Genomic DNA, 22462 nt, shown 5'->3' on the forward strand with positions numbered 1-22462 from the left:
CTTATTGTCATATTTCTGTGCCTTTGGAATCAATATGCTTCATGCGCATCAGCTCTTCCATAAACGAATGCACATCCTGAAAATCGCGGTATACCGAAGCGAAGCGGATATAGGCGACTTCGTCAATATGCACCAGACGCTCCAGCACCATCTCGCCAATTGTTTCCGACGACACCTCATTTTCCAGTCTGCCATACAGTTTCTGCTCCATATCTGCGAGCAGAGAATCCATCTGTGCGGTTGTAACCGGGCGTTTTTCACACGCCTTGACAATGCCGCGCATCAGCTTATCGCGGTCAAACTGCTGACGCGAACCGTCTTTTTTGATGACCATGAGCGAGCTGGTCTCCACGGTCTCATAGGTTGTGAACCGCTTGCCGCAGTGCAGGCACACACGACGGCGGCGGATGCTCTCACCGTCGACGGTCGACCGCGAATCGATGACCTTGCTCTCGGTATGCTTACAATATGGACATTTCATTTCAAAAGCCCCCTTTGTGCTGCGGACTGCAAAAACAGCCTGCTCTGTTCCAGCTCCGCCAGACGGGTATAATCGTCGCTGTACACCTCGACCATCGCACTGCCGCAGCCAAGTGCCTCCATCCTGCCAAACAAAGCGGAAAAATCCACCTTTCCCTGTCCAGGCAGCAGGCAGTCCGACTGCGTGTCGTAGTCACTGATGTGCAGATTGACAGTGCGGTCACCGACCGCATCGGCGTAATCGCTCCAATCCAGACCGGCGCGGCGCGCCTGCTTGATATCCAGCGTAAACCGCAGCTCCGGGACATGGTCATACAGCGCGCGCAGGAACGCCAGATCGCTCGATTTACACCACGACACATTTTCCTGTGTAAAGGCAATGCCGCACGCAGACGCGCGTTCACACAGCTTATGGTAGGTTTCAAACCGCTGCTCATCCGCCCGCGCAGGCGGCAGGCCGCGGGAACGCAGCAGCTCGCCATGGAACGTAAAATACTTCGCGCCGAGATCGGCGGCGGCTTCAAAATATCGTGTATACTGGTCGAGTGCATCGCGCGTGCGCCGCGCATAGTCAGAAAATAACAGATGCCCTTCCATTGCAGACGTAAACGGGTGCACCGACACGACCGCAAGCCCCAGTTCCCGCAGCTTCTGTTTGAGCATCCTGCGGAACGGCACGCCATATTCGCTTTCCGAATTGATAAACAGCTCCACGCGCCGGTAGCCGAGCTGTGCCGCATATTCTATGCCGTGTTCCAGTTCCTTTGGATAAAAGGATGCCGTTGAAATTCCAATCTGCACCAGAGTCCCTCCTGTCTGATTTCAGCATACCATATTTTTTTCCAAAAAGAAAGACCGGGCAGTGCGAAACTGCCCGGCCGATGTTATCCGTGTTTGCGCTTTTTGCGCTTTTTCTTTGAACCGGAGGAAACCTTTTTCGGGGTAACCGTCTGCGGCTGCTTTGCCGGCTGAGCGGTTTCCGTCGAAGACTCTGCCTTCGGCTTCTCCGCGGCCTGCGGGGCAGCCTCCGGTGTGGAAGCCTTGCTCTCCTGCTTTGCGCGCTGCGCCTTGATCTGTGCCTTCTCACGCTTGTTCTTGCGGAGCAGACCGCGATACTTCGCCCAGAGCGTACCTGCCAGGAACAGCGAAGAATATGCGCCCGCGATGATGCCGATGATGATCGGCAGAGTGAACTGACGCAGGCTGGTGACACCCAGAATGAAGATCATGCCGACTGCCAGCAGCGTTGTGATCGATGTGTTGACCGTACGTCCCGCAGTCTGCCACAGGCTCTTCTCTACCGTGTCCTCGAACAGTTCGCGGCGTGCAAACTTGCGGTTTTCGCGCACGCGGTCAAAGACGATAATACTGGAGTTGATGGAATAGCCGAGGATTGTCAGCGCAACGGCAATAAACGTCGTGTTGAATGGGATGCGGAATACAAGATATGCGGACAGCACAACCAGCAGGTCATGAGCCAGACAGGTGATTGCCGCGAGACCGGAGGTCAGCTCAAAGCGGAAGGTGATGTAGATCAGCATCAGGATGACCGCAACAAGCGCTGCCATAATTGCCTTGCCCTGCATCTCCTTGCCGATGGTCGCATTGACATCGGAAATATTCTGCGTATCGTCGTCCGTAATGCTGAATTTCTCCTGCATGGCAGCGACAATCGCCTTCTGCTGGTCATTGTCCAGCTTGGTGCTCTTAATCAGTACCTGCTCGCCGTTGTCGCCCGTCTTCTGTACGGAAGATGGCGCAATGCCGGCCGCCTCTTCGACGAGATCCGGGATGACATTGCCCGAAAGGTCACTTGTGACCTCCTGATGGATGTCAAACGTCATGCTCGTGCCGCCGACAAAATCAACGTCCATATTGAACAGGTTCAGGCCAAACGGCAGCGTAATCAGTCCGATCAGGCCCGGGGCGATGAGAATCAGGGAAATAACCGCAAAAATCGGAAATTTCTTTACAATAGAAAATCTGCTCTTCATTGGTCTCACGCCTCCTTTTTCTTTCTCACGCCGTAGAATTTCGGATCAGTAAGCCGGAAATCCGCCATGCGGTTGAGCAGGAAATGCGTGACCGTAACTGCCGTGAACATTGACAGAACAACGCCGATGCCCAGCGTGAGGGCAAAGCCCTTGACCGTGCCGGTGCCCATGAAATACAGGACAAATGCCGCAATCAGTGTCGTAATATTGGAGTCCAGAATTGCGGAGAATGCACGGTGGAAACCGGAATCAATCGCCGCACGGATGGTCTTGCCGTTGCTCAGCTCGTCCTTCATGCGCTCGAAGATGACAACGTTTGCGTCGACCGCCATACCGATGGACAGGATGATACCTGCAATGCCCGGCAGCGACAGGTTGACATGTGCCACCGACAGGATGACCAGATCAAGCGCCGTGTAGAACAGCAGCGCGATGGATGCAACCAGACCCGGCAGACGATAGAACAGGATCATGAAGAGCATAACCAGCAGGATGCCGATTGCGCCCGCCTTGACGCTGGTGGACAGCGCCTTTTCACCCAACTGCGGGCCGACAGAGCTCATGCTGACCTCTTCCAGCGAGAACGGCAGCTGACCGATGTTGATCTGCTCTGCCAGTGTCTTCGCAGTCTCTGCCGTGAAGCTGCCCGAAATGACACAGGTATCGCCGGTGATGCCGGTCGCCGCATATTCCGAGCTGACCGAAGGCTCAGACAGAACCTCATCGTCCATCATAATCTTGATGGTGTTCTTGCCATCCTCTGCGTTTGCCGCAGCCTTAGTGGCCTCGGCCCACGTTTCGACCGCGTCTTCCTTAAATGTAACCTCGACATAATGCTGGCTGGAAAAGTCAGACTCAGAGAGCTGACCATAGCCGGATTTCGCGGACTTGATGCCGGAACCATCGAGAATGGTATTGCCGTCCGCATCGACGAACTTCAGCTGTGCCGTCGCACCGAGCGTGGAAACGGCTTCCGCCGGATCATTGATCGCCGGAATGTCCACCTTGACGCGTCTGTCGCCGACCAGCTCAACCGTTGCTTCGGTGTAGCCCAGCGAATCCAGACGCTTCTGCATCATGGCCTGTACGGAAGCCATGTCGGTTTCCAGATTCGCAGTATCGTAGCCGTCCTCCAGAACAGCCTCAAAGGTAATGGAAGAACCGCCGACCAGGTCAAGGCCACGCCGGATGCCGTCTTCCTCATCCAATGCACTGGGGACTGAGACCGGTCCCACGGTGAGTCCAAAGACAGCTGTGCAGCAAAGCAGTGCAATCACTGCAATCACAGCCACAAAGGACAGGATACTTTTTTTCAAATTACTCGCCTCCTATGTGACAATAAGCAAGCTAATTATATATGATTGCAGCAATAAAGTCAATTTTATCCCACGGATTTCATGAAATTTTCATCAATTTAGCCAATTTTGCTGCGCAATTTGCTCATGACACCGGTTGTGCGACCACTTTTATCCGTCATATGGCGCAAAAAAATGCCGCAGAACAAATGTCTGCGGCATTCGATTTTATATGTTCAGCATTACAGGTTGATTTCAACCTTGATGTCGTCATCATTCAGATACTTCTGAATGCGCGGCATAACATCGTTGGCGATAAAATCCTCAACCTGCTGCGGTGCACGGCCGACATATTCCTTCGGATCCATCTCCGCAAGGATTTCCTCCTTGGTCAGGCCGAACATCGGATCAGCTGCAATGCGGTCGATCAGGTCGTTGTCCAGACCTTCCTCCTTGACGCGCTTGCCAGCCGCCATGGAGTGCTCACGGATGCGCTCATGCAGCTCCTGACGGTTGCCGCCGCGCTTAACCGCGCTCATCATGATGTTCTCGGTTGCCATAAACGGCAGCTCGCCCATCACGCGCTTCTCAATGACCTTCGGATAAACGACAATGCCCTCAGAAATGTTAATCATAATATTCAGGATCGCATCAATGCCGAGGAATGCCTCCGGTACGGAAATACGCTTGTTTGCGGAGTCATCCAGCGTGCGCTCGAACCACTGCGTTGCAGTGGTGACAGCCGGATTGAGGGTATCCACAATGACATAGCGTGCCAGCGAGCAGATACGCTCGGAGCGCATCGGATTGCGCTTGTACGGCATCGCGGACGAACCGATCTGATGTGCCTCAAACGGCTCTTCCAGCTCCTTCAGGTGCTGGAGCAGGCGCATATCGGTTGCGAACTTGCTTGCGGACTGTGCAATGCCGCCGAGTGTTGCGACAACCTGTGCGTCGATCTTTCTGGAATAGGTCTGACCGGAAACCGGAACGACACCCGGGAAACCGAAGTCATCCGCAATCATCTGCTCCATCTTGCGGATCTTTTCATGGTCGCCGTCGAACAGCTCCATGAAGCTCGCCTGTGTGCCGGTCGTGCCCTTGGAGCCCAGCATGCGCAGGTTTTCAATACGGAACTCGATCTCGTCGAGATCCATCAGCAGCTCGTTGATCCACAGCGTCGCGCGCTTGCCGACGGTGGTCAGCTGTGCCGGCTGGAAATGCGTGAAGCCCAGCGTCGGCATATCCTTATACTGCTGTGCGAAGTCGGACAGGCGGCGAATCACCGCAACCAGCTTCTTGCGGACAATCTTCAGGCCCTCGCGCATCTGGATGATATCGGTGTTGTCGCCGACATAAGCACTGGTCGCGCCCAGATGGATGATGCCCGCTGCCTTCGGTGCAACCTTGCCGAAGGTGTATACATGCGCCATGACATCATGGCGGACTTCCTTTTCGCGCTTTCTGGCAACCTCGTAGTCGATGTTGTCAATGTTTGCTTCCATCTCATCGATCTGCTCCTGTGTAATCGGCAGACCGAGCTCCTTTTCCGCCTTGGCGAGCGATACCCACAGGCGGCGCCAGGTGGAGAACTTCATGTCCGGGGAGAAGACATACAGCATCTCCGGGCTGGCATATCTGGAACAAAACGGGCTTTCGTATATGTTGTTGCTCATAAACAAATTCCTTTCCCGGCGCCGCGGGGACGCCGATTCCGTCACGGTACTATTCTTCTATTGTAGTATGCGGGGGGAATTTGTGTCAAGCGTTTGCGATAAATTCTTCCAGACGGTCGATGCCCTTGTCAATCTGCTCCATCGAGGTCGCATACGACCAGCGCAGGTAGTTCGGCGCCGCGAAGCTCGTGCACGGAACGGTTGCAACCAGATTCTTTTCCAGCAGCAGCTGTGCGAAGTCGCCGTCGTTCTCGATGACCTTGCCGTACATTGTCTTGCCGACAAAGCTGGACATATCCATCATAACATAGAACGCACCCTGCGGCTTGATGCAGGAAACACCCGGCACCTTGTTCATACGCTCAACCAGATGGTCGCGGCGCTTCTCGAACTGCTGGCGCATCTCCTCAACCGATTCCTGCGGGCCCTCGAGTGCCTCGACCGCAGCCCACTGTGCCATGGTTGCCGGTGCACCGGTGGAATGGCTGGCATAGCTGGACATTGCCTTGGCAACCGTCGGATTGGCCAGCGCGTAGCCGACTCTCCAACCGGTCATTGCATAGGTCTTGGAAACGCCGTTGATGACGATGCACTGCTCCTTCATTGCCGGGGAAACCGAAGCGATGGAGGTGTATTCGATTCCATCGTATACCAGCTTATAATAGATATCATCGGCGAGGACATAGATACCGTGCTTCTCACAGACAGCAGCCAGTGCCTCCAGCTCTTCCTTTGTGTAGACCATGCCGGTCGGGTTGGACGGGGAGTTGAGCATGAACATCTTGGTCTTGTCGGTAATCGCCGCTTCCAGCTGCTCTGCGGTGATCTTGAAATGTGCAGAAGCCTCTGCGCGCACTTCAACCGGAACTGCGCCTGCCATGCGGATCATTTCCGCGTAGCTCAGCCAATACGGAGCGGCAACAACAACCTCATCGCCCGGATCGCAGCAGGTCATGATAGCAAGATAGACATTGTGCTTTGCACCGGATGCAACGACAACCTGGCTCGGCTCGTACTCCAGGCCGAGGTCCTCCTTCATGCGGTTGCAGATCGCGCGGCGCAGTTCCATGATGCCTGCTGCCGGGGTGTATCTGGTTTTATTCGCACGGATTGCGGCAATGCCTGCCTCTTTGATCGTCTCCGGGGTATTAAAATCCGGCTCGCCTGCACCGAAGCTGACGACATCAATGCCGTCTGCCTTCATCTGCTTTGCCAGCGCGCTGATAGCCAGCGTCGCGGACGGTGCGATTGCGGATGCAATTTTTGAAATCGGTTTAACCATAGTAATCGTTCATCCTTTCCGGGCGATCCTTCAACTTGGAGGAATCCGCCGACGCGGCTGCGTTCCGCCGCGTATCATCTTTCTGTTCAATGGTATTTATTATAGATATATTTCCCCTCTTTTTCAACCATAAACCGCTCTTTTTATACCATTTTTTAAATTTTCCATACTTTGAACAAAAATTTTCTGTTCTCCGCGCCTTCCGCGTCATTTTGCACAAATTGCAGCATGTTCTTTTGCAACTTGCATTTCATTTTTTCGACGGACAACAAAAAAATGAATTTTTACCCCGCAAAAATTCATTTTGTACGTGTTCCGCCCACACCTGCCCGCCGTGCACACACAAAAAGGCAGGGCTGCCAATTGACAGCCCCGCCTGTGTGTTGCGATGAATTACTGCCCTGCCTGCTCCAGTGCCCGTGCAATCTGATCCGGGCAGGAAGTGCCGCGGCCGCCGCAGTCGACGCCCTTAAACGCCTTGATGACCTGCTCCACCGGCATGCCCTTAATCAGACGGCAGATGCCTGACAGATTGCCCGCGCAGCCACCGACAACCTCAATGTTCTCAACAACGCCGTCTTTGACACTGTAGCGAATTTCTCTCGAACAGGTGCCTTTTGTCTTATATACGTTCATTTCAAAATCCTCCGTTCTGTTCTTTTATTTATCCTTGCTTTCAATTACCAGCGAGCGCCCTTCCCGAACAGATATCATATATTCCGGCGCTGCCGGCTCGTTGGATATCGTAATCATCTGTGCGCGCGAAACTGTCGCATCCGTGAGCGGATATTTCAATCCGCGCAGCGTGACGCCGATCAGCTCCGCGTCCAGCGGAATAATGCCGACATAGCGGTAAGACGCATCTGCCTGATACCACACTGCACCGCCCGGATGGAATGTCACGCGGTTGCGGCTGTCGCACAGCATGCCGTGCACGCCGCAGCTGTGCAGATATTCGAGCAGCGACAGATTACACAGGAAATGGTCAATGCGCCCGCCGGACGCACATGCATACGTAATATCATCCGCACCGCGCCGAATGGCCTCCTTTGTGCAGCACATCAGGTCACTGTCGTCCTTTTCCGGCCGGAGCGCGATGACTTCGACGCCGTCCGGACGCGCACCCGAATCGAAATCGCCGATCACCAGATCCGGCCGAATGCCGCATGCCGCCGCATGCCGCGTGCCGCCGTCCGCACAGATAATATACTCCGCCTGCTGTGCCAGCTGCCTGACATAGTCGTATTCGGTCTCAGGTGCGGAAGCCAGAATCAATGTTTTCACTTCAGCTCCCACTCCTTGAGATTTTTTACACTTTCATACAATTTACAGTAGCTTTCATGGCGCTCACGCGGAATTTTCCCGTCCTCTACCGCCGCACGGATGGCACAGCCCTTTTCCTTGACATGTGCACAGCCGGTAAAGCGGCACTGGTTGATATACGGCTCAAATTCGGGAAATGCATATTGCAAATCGTCCTTGCGGATCAGATCCATTTTTTCCGTGTCAAACGCCGAAAACCCCGGTGTATCTGCGATACAGCCGCCGCCCGGCAGCTCGACCAGCTCCACGTGGCGCGTGGTGTGGCGGCCGCGCTCAGTCTTAGGACTGATGGAGCCTGTTTTCATGTTAAATTCCGCATCAATGCAATTGAGCAGGCTGGATTTTCCGACGCCGGAATTGCCTGCAAAAGCAGAAACCTTTCCCGCCAATGCAGCGCGCAGCGCGTCAACGCCCTCACCTGTCTCCGCGCTGACGCGGAACACAGAAAAGCCCGCCTGCGTGTAAATCTGATACAGCCGGTCGCCGCGGTCGAGATCACACTTGTTGATGACAATCAATGTATCGATGCCCTTGTGTGCGGCAATTGCCGTCACCTTGTCGATGAGCAGCGTCTCCGTCTTCGGCGGAGCAGCGCTGCACACCACAACCAGCTGATCGACGTTCGCAACTGCCGGTCGCAGCAGCTGGTTTTTGCGCGGCTCAATGGACATCATATAGCCGGTGCCGTCGTCCTGCACCTCAATGGTCACGCGGTCACCGATCACCGGCTTTTCCGCTGCCTTGCGGAACCTGCCGCGCGCCTTGCATTCAATGACGCCGGACTGTGTGCGGACATAATAAAATCCACCGATTCCCTTGAGAATGATTCCTGTTTCTGTCATCATCAGCCGAAATTATAATCCTGGTCGTAGACCGTAGCGCCATCAACCGTGACAACAATGCGGTGCGTACCGCTGCCATACGACAGCTTGCAGGTTGCCGTCAGGTTACCCTCACGAACAGTGTGGTTATAGAGCTGGTTTCCGTCAACACTTATGGCAACCTGACAGTCCTTGTGATTAGACGGAAGCGTCACAACAACTGCCGAGTTGGTGACGGAGACGGAGGTTCCGGAACCTCCATCTCCACCATTGTTTCCGTCGTCGCCGTCGCCGCCGTTATCACCCTTCGCCTTGGCAATGGTAATACCGACGCTGGTGCCTTCTGCGACTTCCGTACCCGAAGCAACAGTCTGACCAATGACGGTTCCCTCCGGCTTGTCGCTTTCCTCCTGCGTGACCGCGCCGAGCTTCAGACCCATCGACTCGAGCAGCGACTTCGCCGCACTCTGCGTCATGCCGGTCAGGTTAGGTACCGTCTTGTTTGTGTTTGCCGGGCCGGAGGACACGATAACCGTGACCGTCGAACCGGTTGCAATTTCCTCGCCCGGCTCCGGGTCGGTGCTTATGACATAACCAGCCTGAACCGATTCAGAGCTCTCCTCCTTGCGGCTTGCGGTCAATCCGCGCGCGCGCAGGGCACTCTGTGCGTCTTCAAACGTCTTGCCAATGACCGACGGAACCTTGACCAGCTCCTCGCTGTCGTTCTCCTCGACAGAGATGACCGTCAGCGTAATAGTCGAACCCTCTTCGACCTGCTCACCTTCCAGTGGGTCCTGATCGACGATTTCGCCGTCCTCATAGTCGCCGGACGAATCCTTGCGCGTTTCAACATCAAAGCGGAATGCGTCGTAGTCACTGTTGTTGCGAACGTCTTCCTCATAGTTGAGGGAGATAAAGTTCGGAACCTCAATCATCTCCTTGCTGCTCTCGCCCATCAGGCCGGAAGCCATGTAGGCAATTGCCGCAAGCAGAGCGACAATGATGACACCGACGACAATCTTGCCGCCGTTGCCCTTCTTCTTTTTCGTCTTGACGCGCTTGACCTCATGAACCGGTTCTTCCTGCTCATATTCGTCATCCACATCGTTGACCGGCTGATAAACACGGCGCTGCTGCTGTGCCGGTGTTTCCTGCCGCGGACGCGGGACATACTTCGTTGCCTGCTCTTCGTCCACCGGACGAAGCAGCTGGGTCGCATCCTCATCGTCATAACGGATTGCACGGGTCGCGTCCAGATCACTGTTGTGTCCGGAATAATTGAGCACCAGATTCGGGTTGGTGCGCAAGCGCTCCATATCACGGTACATATCCAATGCGGAGCTGTAACGCTGGCTGGCATTGGCACACATCGCGTGCATGACAATTTCATCCATCGCCTTCGGGATTTCCGGTACAATGGAGCTCGGAACCGGCGGAACCGTGTTCAGATGCTGCATGACAACAGCAACCGCCGTGTCACCGCGGAACGGCAGCGTGCCGGTCAGCATCTCATACATGACCACGCCGAGGGAATACAAGTCCGTGCGGAAGTCTGCCGTGATGCCCTTTGCCTGCTCCGGCGAAATATAATGCACCGAGCCAATCGCCTCAGAGGACACCTTGCGTGTCTCCTGGCTGTTTGCAAAGCTCGCAATGCCGAAGTCCATCACCTTTGCCGTGCCGTCGCGCAGCAGCATGATATTCTGTGGCTTGATATCCTGATGAATGATGCCGCGGCTGTGCGCATGGTCGAGCGCGCGCGCCACCTGCTGCGCGAAAAACAGCGTCTCCTGCCAGGTCAGATGGTGCTTTTTACGCAGGTAATCCTTGAGCGTCACGCCCTCACACAGCTCCATGACGATGTATTCCGGGCCGTCGCCGTCCTGACATACATCGTAAATGGATACGATGTTGTTCTGCGACAGCTTGGCAACCGCCTGTGCCTCGTTGTAGAAGCGCTTGCGGAATTCGTCATCCGATGCATACTCCTCCTTGAGAACCTTAATGGCAACATATCGATTCAGAACAGTGCAGTAGGCCTTGTAGACGATCGCCATACCGCCCGTTCCGATCACCTCGCGGACCTCATAGCGGCCCCCGAGCGTCTGTCCAATGTAATTTTCCATTCTATTTTCTCCTACTTGGTATATAAAACAACCGTGATATTGTCACTTCCGCCGGCGCTGCACGCCAGCTGAATCAACCTGTCGCACGCTTCCTCCTGCGAAGCCGACTGCACAACGGCGGCCGCAATTTCCAGATCGGTCACCAGACCGCACAGTCCGTCCGAACAGAGCAGCAGCGTCTGTCCGTCATGCAGGGTAATTTCATAATAATCCGCTTCCACTTCGCTGTCTACACCGACTGCGCGCGTAATCAGATTGCGTCCTGGATAGTACTTTGCCTCCTCACTGCTCAGCCGTCCGGTGCGCACCATCTCCGCCACGAGCGAATGGTCCGCTGTCATCTGTGCGATTTTCTCTCCGTCGATGACATAGGCGCGCGAATCGCCGACATTTGCGAGCACCACGCGATCACCGGCACAAATGCAGCCGACCAGCGTTGTACCCATGCCATTGTAGGCGGGCGAGGACTGCGACAGCTCATAAACCTCGGAATTTGCCGCCGTGACAGCCCGCTGGGCAATGCGGGAAAGCGTTTCCGTATCAGCCTGCTCCGGATCCGCCGTGCAGGCCTGCTCCATAAACCGCTCCGCTGCGCGCACGCTTGCGATATTTCCGGCGCGCGCACCACCCATGCCATCGCACAGAACCAGGAACCCCAGCCCGTTTTCCCTTATATCGATGCGGAATGTGTCCTGATTGCTGGCGCGAACCAAGCCCTTATCGGTTTTGCCAAATGCGTTCATTCTATCACTCTTTCCCGAACGTTTCACCGATGTGCCTGCGGCGCAGCTGCCCGCAGGATGCGTCAATATCCGGCCCCAGCGTGCGCCGGACAGTCGCAGTGACTCCGTTCTTTTCCAAAATATTTTGAAAAGCCGCGACATGCTCCTTCGTCGAGGTATGCAGTCCGCTCTCCGTGACATGGTTCAGGGGAATCAGATTGACGTGCGCCGGACGCCCGCGCAAAAGCGCCGCGAGCTTCCTCGCCTGCCAGGGGCGGTCACTCACGCCGTCGATCATGGTATATTCATACGAGATACGTCGCCCGGTCATGTCAAAATAACGCCGGCAGGAGGCGAGCAGCCGCTCCACCGGATAGCTCCGGTTGACCGGCATGATTTCACTCCGGCTCTCGTTGTCCGGCGAATGCAGCGAAATGGACAGGGTAATTTGCAGCTTTTCCTCCGCCAGCCGGTCGATCTGGTCAGCCAGACCGGAGGTAGAAAGCGAAATATGCCGCTGTCCGATGTGCAGCCCTTCCTCCGCGCCGACCAGCCGGATGAAGCGCAGCACATTGTCATAGTTATCCAGCGGCTCGCCCGTGCCCATCAGCACGATATTGGAGATACGCTCGCCCGTGTCCTTCTGCATAAACAGGATCTGGTCGAGAATCTCGCCGGCTGACAGGCTGCGCACCAGCCCGCCGATGCCGGAAGCGCAGAACTTACAGCCCATCCGGCAGCCGACCTGCGAGGATACACACGCCGAATTGCCGTGATGATAGCGCATGAAGACACTCTCGATGCAATTGCCATCGTACAGCTCCCATAAGTATTTGATCGTACCGTCTACCTGCGAGACCTGTTTCCGCAAAATCTTCGGCGCGGTGAGCAGGTAGTGCTCATCCAGCTTCGCGCGCAGCTGCTTGGAGACATTGGTCATCTCGTCAAACGAGCTCACGCCCTGATGCAGCCATTGGAAAATCTGCGCCGCACGGAACGGCTTTTCGCCCATCTCAGACAGCTCCGCCTTCAGTTCCGGCAGGGTTCTGCATTTGATCTCAGGTTTTATCATAAACATTCTCCGATGCATGCGCGCCTGTTTTCCGTTCCGGTATTTCCGCCGGTTTCGTTCCCGCGCGCAGGATCATCTTCATAGTAAGCCATTTTACGGAATTTTGCAACAAAAAATCCATCCGTGTCATGGATATGCGGAAGCAAAGTGACACTGCCTTCCACATTCTGTTCACAAACTGGTATAGAAAATAGAGTTTTTTGGAACATTGGATGCGTTTGTGCGAACCAATCCACAATTTCTTCGTTTTCCCGCCGCAGCAGCGTACAGGTCGAATAAACCAGAATACCGCCCGGCCGGACATACCGGCACGCATTGTCCAATATCGCGCGCTGGATTTCCGGCAGCCCGCGCAGCTCCTTCTCATCCTTGTAGCGGATCTCCGGTTTCTTGCGAATAATGCCCATGCCGGAGCACGGCACATCACACAGCACACGGTCGAATTTCCCCTCCCATTCCGGGCGGAATTCTGACGCATCCTGCAATTCGGTCTGTATGTTCGTCAAACCGAGCCGCTCTGCGCCTGCCTGAATTTTTTCCAGCTTGTGGCCGTATACATCGCATGAGACCACAGTTCCGGTATTTTTCATGCGCTCGGCAATGAAAAAGCTCTTGCCCCCCGGCGCTGCACAGCAATCAAGCACCCGGTTCCCCGATTGCGGGTCGAGTGCATAAACGCTCATCTGGCTTGCGCCATCCTGCACAGTCACACGCCCTTGCGCAAAGGCAGACAGCTTTTCAATATTTCCCGTTCCGGATACCGTCAGACAGTTTGGGATGCAGGCGTGCGGCGTGACACGGATTCCCTGCGCCGCCAGTTCGTCCTGTACCTGCTGCATCTGTGCACGCAGCGTATTGACGCGCAGCACGGTCGGTGCAGGCGCATTGTCCGCCTCGAGCAGCAATCTTGTCTGCTTCAACCCGAATTGCTCCAGATACAGCTCGGTCAGCCACTGTGGGTGGCTGTACCGCAGCGAATAATATTCCGCCTTGGTCGCGCAGTCCGGCTGAGGCAGATGGTCGATGCTGCGCGCCAGCGCACGCAGCACGCCGTTGACATAACCCGCTGTACGCTTGTCCGCATGGCACAGAGAGCGCGCCAATGCCACGCTCTCATTGACCGCCGCCGCATTCGGAATGCGGTCGAGCCAAACCATCTGATACACGGCCAGCCGCAGCAGATCCAAAATCCGCGGCTGTACCTTTTTGAGCCGAATGCTGGAAAAATGCGCGAGATAAAAATCACACATCGCGCGGTTTTGCAGCACGCCGCCCGTCAGCGCCGTTGCAAGCGCCGCATCGCGCGCGGACAGCCCGGCGGCATATCTGCGCAGTGCAGGCGCACTCCAGGCACCCTCCTCGCGGACGGCAAACAGTGCGCGTGCCGCAGCTTCACGCGCCGAACGAGCTTCAGTCACGGCGGCGCCCTCCTCCGTTGGAGAGATAAATGAGCACCAGACGAAGCAGCTGTACCAGCGAGGTCGCCAGCGCCGCAACATAGGTCATCGCCGCGGCAAACAGTGTTTTGCGCGCCATCGGCAGCTCATCAGCCGTCAGCAATCCCTCCTGCTCCAGTGCCTGGAGCGCACGACGGGAAGCATTGATCTCCACCGGCAGCGTCACGACCTGAAACAGCGTCGCAAGCGCATACAGCGCGACGCCCAGCCCCATGACCGACGTTGCGCCCAGCACAAGCCCGATGAGCAGCATTGGCCACGAAAGGCTTGAGCCGAAATTGCACAGCGGAATAATTGCATTGCGCAGGCGGATTGGTGCATACCCCTTCGCATACTGTACCGCGTGCCCCGCCTCATGTGCGGCAACACCAACTGCCGCAACCGAGCTGACATCACAGACACTGCCCGACAGACTGATGACATTGGTGCGCGGGTTGAAGTTATCCGTCAGATTGCCGCTGATGCGGGCAAACTGTACGCCCGTCACGCCGTTGGCACGCAGAACCGCCTGTGCCGCCTGTGCGCCGGTCAGTCCACGCCGGGTCATAACGCGCGAATACTTTTTAAAATTGGAAGACACAGAAACCTGTGCCCACGAAGCGAAAGCAAAACAGGCCACCATGAGGATAATCCACAGAGTATACCAACCGCCTCCGCCGCCGTAGCCATAATTGTAATACATCAAAGCCCTCCCCGGAGTACTTACATTAGCCGCCGAGTACGGTTCCCGGCTGCATGGCGTGCCCGCGCAGGTAATCGCCCGCAGGCATGCGCTTTTTGCCGACCATTTGCACCTCCAGAATCTGGAGAACACCGCCGTCACCGCAGGCGACGAACAGCCCGCTCTTCGGATCGGCCTCTACAACGGTGCCCGGTGCAGCCTGTGCTGTGCGTCCGGTCAGGCGCGACTGGAACAGCTTGAGCCGTCCGCCCTCACGCGTCGTCAGTGCGACCGGCCACGGATCGAGCCCGCGGATGAGGTTGTGCACCTCCTGTGCTGATTTTGTCCAGTCAACCACCGCCATGCTCTTGTCGAGGACAGAGACATAGGTGGATGCGCTGTCATCCTGCGGCGTGCGCGCAATGCCTTCCGGCAGCCGCGCGAGCGTCTCGGAAATCAGGTCGGCGCCCATCGCAGCCAGACGGTCAAACAGCTCGCCCGCGGTCTCATTCTCCCCGACTTCGGTCTCACGCATCAGCAGAATGTCACCGGTATCCAGCCCGCGATCCATATACATCGTCGTGACGCCTGCGGTCTGTTCCCCGTTGAGCACCATCCACTGCACCGGCGCTGCGCCGCGGTATTTCGGCAGCAGTGAGCCGTGTACGTTGATGCAGCCGTATTTCGGCAGATCGAGCACATAACCCGGCAGCAGCTTGCCATACGCGACAACCACAATGACCTCCGGGTTCAGCTCCTGCAACAATGCCAGCTGGCTCTCATTTTTGAACGTATCCGGCTGATAAACCGGAATGTCGTGCTGCATGGCGAGCTGCTTGACCGGCGGGGGCGTCAGCTTCATCTTGCGCCCCTGCGGCTTGTCCGGCTGGGTAAATACGGCGGCAATGTCATGTCCATCCGCAATCAGCCGTTCGAGCGACGCGACCGCAAAGTCCGGCGTGCCCATATAAACGATTCTCATTCTTCCTCATCCTCTTCGCCCGCCGGCTCGATGAACTTCGACACTTTTTCGGTGAAGACATGGCCGTCCAGATGGTCGATCTCATGCAGGAATGCACGCGCGGTCAGCCCCTGTCCGGTGATGGTAAACCATTCGCCGTTGCGATCCTGTGCGCGGACAGTGACGACATTCGGACGAGTGACAATGCCAAATTTATCCGGAAAGCTCAGGCAGCCTTCGGAACCGGTCTGGGAACCCTCAGTCGCAATCACCTCCGGATTGACCAGTTCGATGATCCTGTCATTGTTGTTGGTATCCAGCACAACGCACACGCGGCGCACCATGCCGATCTGCGGGCCGGCAAGACCGACGCCATTTGCCGCAAGCATGGTCTGTGCCATATCCTCCAGCAGGGACGCAAGTCTCTTGTCAAATTTTGTGACCGGATGGCATTTTTTATACAGCACCGGATCGGGATCGGTAAGAATCTGACGTACAGGCATAAAAATCCTCCTTTATATTCCAAACAAACATGTAACTTTCTTTTCTGGGGCGTATTGATCGCTTACACCTGCATCGGATTGATATCCGCATACAGCGTGACCGGACGAAATTTGCTGTTCGCAGCAAATTCCCGCAGCACACCGCCGATCAGCTCACGGCGGCGCCTGCCCTCCGGGCAGCGGATGGACAGATGATAGCGATACCGGTTTTGCACGCGCACAACTGCGGCAGGTGCCGGGCCGAGCACCGGATAACAGAAATCGGCAAACTGCCCCGCCATCAGGCTCTCCAGACGCGCTTTCACGGCAACCAACGCTTCGAGCACATCACGCTCGCGCTCCGCGCTCGCCGTCAGCACAACAATCTGCGCCGCAGGCGGACACTGCAATGCGCGGCGCATCTCAATTTCTTCCTCATAAAACCGCTCGTAATCCTGCCGGGCAGCGTTCAGAATGACCGGATTTTCCGGGCTGTAGGTCTGAATGACCGCATGCCCCTGTATCCCACGCCGTCCCGCGCGTCCGACCACCTGCGTCAGAAGGGAAAACGTCCGCTCCCGCGCGCGGTAATCCTGCGCAAACAGCGCCTGATCCGCATCAATGATGCCGACCAGAGTCACATTGTCAAAATCCAGACCTTTTGTGACCATCTGCGTGCCGAGCAGGATGTCAGTTTTTCCATCGGCGACCTGCGCGAGCAGCTTCGCATGCGCACCCTTTGTCGCAGTCGTGTCGGCATCCATGCGCAGCACAGAGGCCTCCGGGAACAGCTCGTGCAGCTCCTGCTCCAGCCGCTGCGTGCCGATGCCGTCAGTTTTCAGGTGCGTGCACCCGCAGGACGGGCATACGCGCGGCAGCGGCTCGGTATGCCCACAGTAATGGCAGACCAAACGGTGGTTGACCGAATGATAGGTCATTGATACACTGCACGACGGACATTGCGGCGTCCAGCCGCAGGCGGTACACACCACCTGCCGGGCGGCACCGCGCCGATTGAGGAACAAAATACACTGGTGTCCCTGCGCGAGACAGGTGTCAATCGCCTGCCGCAGCACCGGGCCGACTGCACCGGTATAGCCCTGCCGTATCAGCCCGCGCATATCCGCAATGGTGACCTCCGGCAGCTGCGTGCCCGCATAGCGCTCGCGCAGCAAAAACATCGGGTATTTTCCGATTTCCGCACCGTAAAAGGTCTCGATGGACGGCGTCGCAGAGCCGAACACAACAAGTGCATTCTCCTGCATTGCCCGGTATTTTGCGACGTCCCGCGCATGATAGCGCGGGTTATTTTCCGATTTATAGGCATCGTCCTGCTCCTCGTCGAGGATCAGCAGGCCGAGATTTCGTGCCGGGGCGAACACTGCCGAACGTGTACCGACGATGACACGTGCCGCACCCGAACGGATGCGTTTCCAGCTGTCATAGCGCTCGCCGACCGACAGCGCCGAGTGCAGCACCGCTGTGATTTCGCCGAACTGCGCCATAAACTTGCGAATCAGCTGCGGGGTCAGGCCGATTTCCGGCACGAGCACGATGGCACTTCTGCCCTCGCGCAGCGTGCGCTCAATCAGCCGCAGGTAAACCTGCGTCTTGCCGCTGCCCGTCACGCCGAATAACAGTGCCGCCTCCGGATGACCGGAGAGCAGCAGCGGCTCCATACCATCATATGCGGCCTGCTGCTGCGGGCTGAGCACAAAATCCTGCCTCGGCGGCAGTTCCTCCTGCTCCGGCAGGCGGAAAGCCTCCTCTTCCCACTGGCACAGCATGCCCTTTTTGACCATTGCGCGCAGCACTTCGTTGCTCGCGCCGCTGAGATACTGCAAATCATGACGGCTGAGTGCGCCCTCATGCATCAGCGCGCTGACAACCTCCATGCGCACCGGGCTTCTGCCGCGCTCTGCGAGACGCATCGCCTCGTCATCCGGCATCGCCAGCCCGTACATTGTCACGGTCTTGTCGCTGACACGGCGGTCAAATTCACTCGAAAAGGTCAAAACCCCGCGCGTACACAGCGCATCCAGCTGTTCTGCGGGCAGTTCGCTGCATTTTTTTGCGATTTCCTTTGCTGTTGCCGTACGCTTGCGTCTGGTAAACACGGACAGTGCCGGATACTCCTGCGCCAGCTGTGCGCGCTGTGCTTCGGGGATCTCCTCCGCCAGCGTGTACCGCTCGACCCGGCGGAACCACAGCCCCGCCGGAAGCATGGCGCGCGCGCAATCGTAAAACGTGCAGAACAGCGTCGAACACAAATGCGCTGCCAGCCGAAGCAGATGTGCATCCATAACCGGCTCCGCATCCAGCACGCGGCAGATCGACTTGCGCGCATATTCGGCTTTCGGATCGCAGCCCATGCGCACGACAATCGCCTCACAGGTGCGGCTTCCCTTGCCAAACGGCACGATAACACGCACACCCGGCTGTACTTTTCCGCGCAGCTCTTCGGGAATATCGTAGTCATACAGCCGGTCAAACGCATAATTTGCGGCGGACACCGCAACGCGGCAAACCGACTGCATCACGACTGCTTGCTCTTCCACAGCGCGAGCAGGCGGTCAAGCAGGATATCCGCCACATCGCCCTTGCCCATCAGCTCAAGCGGCTCACGCGTGCCGTCGCGGTACAGCAGTGTCACCACGTTGGTGTCACCCGCAAAGCCCGCGCCTTTTACCTTCAGATTATTCGCAACAATGACATCGCAGTTTTTGCTCTTCAGCTTTTTGGTTGAATTTTCCACCAAATCACGAGTCTCCATCGAAAATCCACAGATTACCTGATCGTCCCGGCGTTTCTGGCCGATTTCTGCCAGAATATCCGGGTTGCGCACGAGTGCAACGCTCATATCATCGTCGTGTTTTTTGATTTTATCGTCCTGAAACTGCGCCGGGCGGTAATCACCGACCGCCGCCGCCTTGATGACGAAATCCGACTGCGGCAGCGCATCTATGACCGCCTGCCGCATGTCACAGGCAGAGGTGACCGACACCATGTTCACGCCATCCACCGGCGGCAGTGCCACCGGGCCGGAAACCAGTGTCACCTCTGCGCCGCGCATTTTCGCGCTGCGCGCGATGGCATAGCCCATCTTTCCGGTCGAATGGTTGGACAGGAAGCGCACCGGGTCGAGCGCTTCGCGCGTCGGGCCCGCCGTGACTGTCACGCGCATGCCCTTCATATCCTTTTCGGTCAGTGCGTCCAGAATTGCCTGTTCGATGACCTCGACATCTGCCAGCTTGCCGCGCCCGGTATCCCCGCACGCCAGATGTCCGCACGCCGGTTCGACAAACAGACAGCCGCGTGCGCGCAGCGCCGCAATGTTATCCTGCACCGCAGGATTTTCATACATTGCGGTGTTCATTGCGGGCGCAAACAGCACCGGAGCGCGCGTTGCAAGCAATGTCGTCGACAGCATATCATCTGCAATGCCATGCGCATATTTGCCCAGAATATTTGCGGTCGCCGGGACGACGGCAAAGACATCCGCCGCCTTTGCCAGTGAAATATGTTCGACCTCCCATGGGAAATCGCGGTTAAACTGGTCGGTCACGGCGCGCGCGCCGGACAGTACCTCGAACGTCAGCGGCTGAACAAATTCACAGGCGTGTTTTGTCAGAATAACATGAATTTTGATATCCTTTTTCCGCAGCCGGCTCACCAGATCGCATGCCTTATAAGCGGCAATGCCCCCGGTGACACCAAGTACCACGGTTTTGCCGGAAAAATCCATCTCTTACAGATCCTCCAGCACCGGCGCTTCGTCTGCCTCATCATCCAGAGAAACAACTTCATCCTCTGCGCTCATCAGCATATCGTCCGCCGCGCTGATGTCCTGTGCGCTCGCTGCTGCCAGCAGATCCTCTGCCTGCGGCTTCGGGCCCGGACGGTACTCAATCTTGTCGTCGCAGATTTCATCCAGTGCAATCTTGATCGGTTTCTCTTCCAGCTTGACGCCGGAATTTTCTTCCTCTGCGGACAGATCACGCGCGCGCTGTGCGGCGAGGTTGACCAACAGATAACGATTGTTGACTCTCTTCATCAGATCCTGCATAGACGGCTTTAACATACTATTTTCGCTCCTTCTATTGTCATCGGCGGCACAAACCGCCTGCTTGTTTTACTTAATTTCTACTTGTGCCGCGCGGCAGTTCTCCGCGCGCAGAATCGCCAGCACATCGGCTGTCGCCTGTTCCACAGTGTTGTTGACAACGATGTAATCAAACTCCTTTGCCAGCGTCAGCTCATGCTTCGCGGTCTCCAGACGGCGGCGCACCGCGTCGGCATCCTCTGTCCCGCGTCCGGTCAGACGACGTTCCAACTCGGCAAAGCTCGGCGGTGCGATAAAAATGCGCACAGCATCCGGGCGCATCTGGTGTACCTGCATCGCACCCTGTACTTCGATTTCCAGCATGACGTCGTGCCCCGCGTCCAGCTGCGCATCCACCGGTTCCGCCGGTGTTCCATAGCAATTCCCGCTGAACTCCGCATGCTCAAGAAAGCCGTTTTCCGCGACCTTCTGCTCGAACTGCTCACGCGTCAGGAAATAATACTGCACACCGTCCTGTTCACCCGGGCGCGGTTCGCGCGTCGTAGCAGAGGTGGACAGATACAGCTCCTTCTGCTTGCACACCTCCGCGAGGACCGTTCCCTTGCCTACACCGGACGGGCCGGTCAGGACAAAAAGAATTCCCTGCTTACTCATCGTCATTCACCTCGTTTTCGTTCTCGCGGTTTCCCGCTCTGCCGGAAATGGTCTCCGGCAGGATTGCGGACAGCACCACATGATCACTGTCCATCACAATGACGGCGCGTGTGCGCCTGCCATAGGAGGCATCAATCAGCATATTGCGCTCACGCGCCTCCTGTACAATGCGTTTGATCGGCGCAGAATCCGGCGAAACAATCGCAATCAGCCGGTCTGCGGAAATCATGTTGCCAAACCCAATGTTGATGAGCTTCATCGGAATATGCCTCCGGTTATTCGATATTCTGGATCTGTTCGCGAATCTTTTCGATCTCCGACTTGATGTCCACAACGATTTTTGCCAGCTCGATGTCATTTGCCTTCGAGCCGATGGTATTCGCTTCGCGGTTCATCTCCTGGACGAGGAAATCCAGCTTGCGTCCGATGGGCTTTTCCTCTGCCGCCATAACCTCCATCTGGTGCATATGGCTGCGCAGGCGGACGGTTTCTTCGGCAACCGCCGTTCGATCAGCATAAATAGCTGCCTCCGCCAGAATGCGCTGCGGATCAATCGTCGTATCCGCGAGCACCTCATTCATGCGCGCGGTCAGCTTGGCGCGGTATTCCTCCACCGCCTGCGGCGAGCGCTGTTCCACCTCGGCGACCAGCTTCAGGATGGTCTGTCCGCGGGACAGGATATCCTCCTTCATCTTGGCGCCCTCGCGCGCGCGCATCGCGCAGAAGTCCGCGCCAGCGGCAGCCAGTACCGCCAGTACATCCTTTGTCAGCTCGTCGGCATCCGCCTCCTGTTTTTCGGAAGAAAAGACATCCGGCAGGCGTGCCAGGCTCATTACACTGATGTCATCTGCCAGCCCATACTGGTCGCGCATCTCGTGCAGGGCGTCCAGATAGCCCTCCAAAATCTTGTGGTTGAGCGAAATGCGCACATCGCCCGACGCACCGGAATCGATGGAAATAAATACATCTACCTTTCCGCGCGCAATCAGCGCAGCGACAGCAGTTTTCGCCGCCTCTTCCAGAAAGCCATAAATGCGCGGTGCCTTCACATTGACGTCGAGATATCGATAGTTGACGGAACGGAGCTCCACCGTAATGTCGCGCTCATGCAGCGTCTGGCGGGCTCTGCCGTATCCGGTCATGCTTCTCAAGGAAATTCCTCCCATATTCACAAATTCAAAAATCCCTTTTGCTCTCTTTGCTCGCTCTCAAAAGGGGTTTCCATGTTATTTTAACAGCCCGCATCACTTGTGTTCAAGCGAAACGGGCCATTTTCTTACATTGTATACAAATTTTTCTTTCTTTTTCTCGTTTTCATTGTGATCTATGCTAGTTTTATATATAGGACGTATCTGAAAAGTCGAAAATTTTGACTATTTCTACAAATACGGGT

At 56.5% G+C, this 22462-nt stretch carries 22 protein-coding genes; all 22 read right to left on the reverse strand.

Annotation, left to right across the window (positions count from 1 at the left end; all coding sequences use genetic code 11):
• Positions 1-7: 7 nt before the first annotated feature.
• Positions 8-481, reverse strand: a complete 474-nt coding sequence (gene nrdR, locus ACLM7Z_RS14475) for a transcriptional regulator NrdR (RefSeq protein ID WP_087017341.1) — start codon at positions 479-481, stop codon at positions 8-10.
• On the reverse strand, positions 478-1281 hold the full coding sequence (locus ACLM7Z_RS14480) for a sugar phosphate isomerase/epimerase family protein (protein WP_165761017.1): 804 nt from the start codon (positions 1279-1281) through the stop codon (positions 478-480). Before ACLM7Z_RS14480 ends, nrdR begins: the two co-directional genes overlap by 4 nt.
• 83 nt (positions 1282-1364) lie before the next feature.
• Positions 1365-2474 (reverse strand): protein translocase subunit SecF, encoded by a 1110-nt coding sequence (gene secF, locus ACLM7Z_RS14485; protein WP_087017337.1) that lies wholly within the window; start codon positions 2472-2474, stop codon positions 1365-1367.
• Positions 2475-2479: 5 nt separating this feature from the next.
• Positions 2480-3790, reverse strand: coding sequence for a protein translocase subunit SecD (gene secD / locus ACLM7Z_RS14490; protein WP_087017335.1), 1311 nt, complete (start codon positions 3788-3790; stop codon positions 2480-2482).
• Positions 3791-4011: 221 nt separating this feature from the next.
• The gene (gene purB, locus ACLM7Z_RS14495; RefSeq protein WP_087017333.1) at positions 4012-5445 is read right to left on the reverse strand and encodes an adenylosuccinate lyase; all 1434 of its coding nucleotides are present in this window, start codon (positions 5443-5445) and stop codon (positions 4012-4014) included.
• An 85-nt stretch (positions 5446-5530) separates the two neighbouring features.
• Positions 5531-6727 (reverse strand): pyridoxal phosphate-dependent aminotransferase, encoded by a 1197-nt coding sequence (locus ACLM7Z_RS14500; protein WP_087017332.1) that lies wholly within the window; start codon positions 6725-6727, stop codon positions 5531-5533.
• A gap of 393 nt (positions 6728-7120) precedes the next feature.
• On the reverse strand, positions 7121-7363 hold the full coding sequence (locus ACLM7Z_RS14505) for a TIGR03905 family TSCPD domain-containing protein (protein ID WP_087017330.1): 243 nt from the start codon (positions 7361-7363) through the stop codon (positions 7121-7123).
• Between the two features lie 24 nt (positions 7364-7387).
• Positions 7388-8011: a thiamine diphosphokinase gene (locus ACLM7Z_RS14510; RefSeq protein WP_435645392.1), complete on the reverse strand. Its 624-nt coding sequence runs from the start codon at positions 8009-8011 to the stop codon at positions 7388-7390.
• Positions 8008-8895, reverse strand: coding sequence for a ribosome small subunit-dependent GTPase A (rsgA, locus tag ACLM7Z_RS14515; RefSeq protein ID WP_330395833.1), 888 nt, complete (start codon positions 8893-8895; stop codon positions 8008-8010). Before rsgA ends, ACLM7Z_RS14510 begins: the two co-directional genes overlap by 4 nt.
• Positions 8895-10997: a Stk1 family PASTA domain-containing Ser/Thr kinase gene (gene pknB / locus ACLM7Z_RS14520; RefSeq protein ID WP_435645393.1), complete on the reverse strand. Its 2103-nt coding sequence runs from the start codon at positions 10995-10997 to the stop codon at positions 8895-8897. The genes rsgA and pknB overlap by 1 nt, the downstream gene beginning before the upstream one ends.
• Positions 10998-11008: 11 nt before the next feature.
• A complete protein-coding gene (locus ACLM7Z_RS14525; RefSeq protein WP_087017324.1) occupies positions 11009-11740 on the reverse strand; it encodes a Stp1/IreP family PP2C-type Ser/Thr phosphatase in 732 nt (243 codons plus the stop codon).
• Positions 11741-11744: 4 nt separating this feature from the next.
• On the reverse strand, positions 11745-12791 hold the full coding sequence (gene rlmN, locus ACLM7Z_RS14530; RefSeq protein WP_087017322.1) for a 23S rRNA (adenine(2503)-C(2))-methyltransferase RlmN: 1047 nt from the start codon (positions 12789-12791) through the stop codon (positions 11745-11747).
• On the reverse strand, positions 12788-14209 hold the full coding sequence (rsmB, locus tag ACLM7Z_RS14535; RefSeq protein ID WP_435645394.1) for a 16S rRNA (cytosine(967)-C(5))-methyltransferase RsmB: 1422 nt from the start codon (positions 14207-14209) through the stop codon (positions 12788-12790). Before rsmB ends, rlmN begins: the two co-directional genes overlap by 4 nt.
• Positions 14202-14930, reverse strand: a complete 729-nt coding sequence (locus ACLM7Z_RS14540; RefSeq protein WP_273348961.1) for a zinc metallopeptidase — start codon at positions 14928-14930, stop codon at positions 14202-14204. Before ACLM7Z_RS14540 ends, rsmB begins: the two co-directional genes overlap by 8 nt.
• 25 nt (positions 14931-14955) lie before the next feature.
• Entirely contained in the window at positions 14956-15891 is a 936-nt protein-coding gene (gene fmt / locus ACLM7Z_RS14545; RefSeq protein ID WP_087017317.1) for a methionyl-tRNA formyltransferase, read from the reverse strand.
• On the reverse strand, positions 15888-16373 hold the full coding sequence (gene def, locus ACLM7Z_RS14550; RefSeq protein ID WP_087017315.1) for a peptide deformylase: 486 nt from the start codon (positions 16371-16373) through the stop codon (positions 15888-15890). Before def ends, fmt begins: the two co-directional genes overlap by 4 nt.
• A 62-nt stretch (positions 16374-16435) precedes the next feature.
• Complete coding sequence (gene priA / locus ACLM7Z_RS14555; RefSeq protein WP_435645782.1) at positions 16436-18889, reverse strand: replication restart helicase PriA; 2454 nt, start codon at positions 18887-18889, stop codon at positions 16436-16438.
• Positions 18889-20097, reverse strand: coding sequence for a bifunctional phosphopantothenoylcysteine decarboxylase/phosphopantothenate--cysteine ligase CoaBC (gene coaBC, locus ACLM7Z_RS14560; RefSeq protein WP_087017312.1), 1209 nt, complete (start codon positions 20095-20097; stop codon positions 18889-18891). Before coaBC ends, priA begins: the two co-directional genes overlap by 1 nt.
• A gap of 3 nt (positions 20098-20100) precedes the next feature.
• Entirely contained in the window at positions 20101-20433 is a 333-nt protein-coding gene (gene rpoZ, locus ACLM7Z_RS14565; RefSeq protein WP_087017310.1) for a DNA-directed RNA polymerase subunit omega, read from the reverse strand.
• 51 nt (positions 20434-20484) lie between these two features.
• Positions 20485-21069, reverse strand: a complete 585-nt coding sequence (gene gmk / locus ACLM7Z_RS14570; RefSeq protein WP_087017308.1) for a guanylate kinase — start codon at positions 21067-21069, stop codon at positions 20485-20487.
• Positions 21062-21328: an extracellular matrix/biofilm regulator RemA gene (remA, locus tag ACLM7Z_RS14575; RefSeq protein WP_087017306.1), complete on the reverse strand. Its 267-nt coding sequence runs from the start codon at positions 21326-21328 to the stop codon at positions 21062-21064. The genes gmk and remA overlap by 8 nt, the downstream gene beginning before the upstream one ends.
• 16 nt (positions 21329-21344) lie before the next feature.
• Positions 21345-22211, reverse strand: a complete 867-nt coding sequence (locus ACLM7Z_RS14580; protein WP_435645783.1) for a YicC/YloC family endoribonuclease — start codon at positions 22209-22211, stop codon at positions 21345-21347.
• Positions 22212-22462 lie beyond the last annotated feature (251 nt).

The organism is Butyricicoccus porcorum (assembly GCF_051246315.1).
Taxonomy (GTDB): domain Bacteria; phylum Bacillota; class Clostridia; order Oscillospirales; family Butyricicoccaceae; genus Butyricicoccus_A; species Butyricicoccus_A porcorum.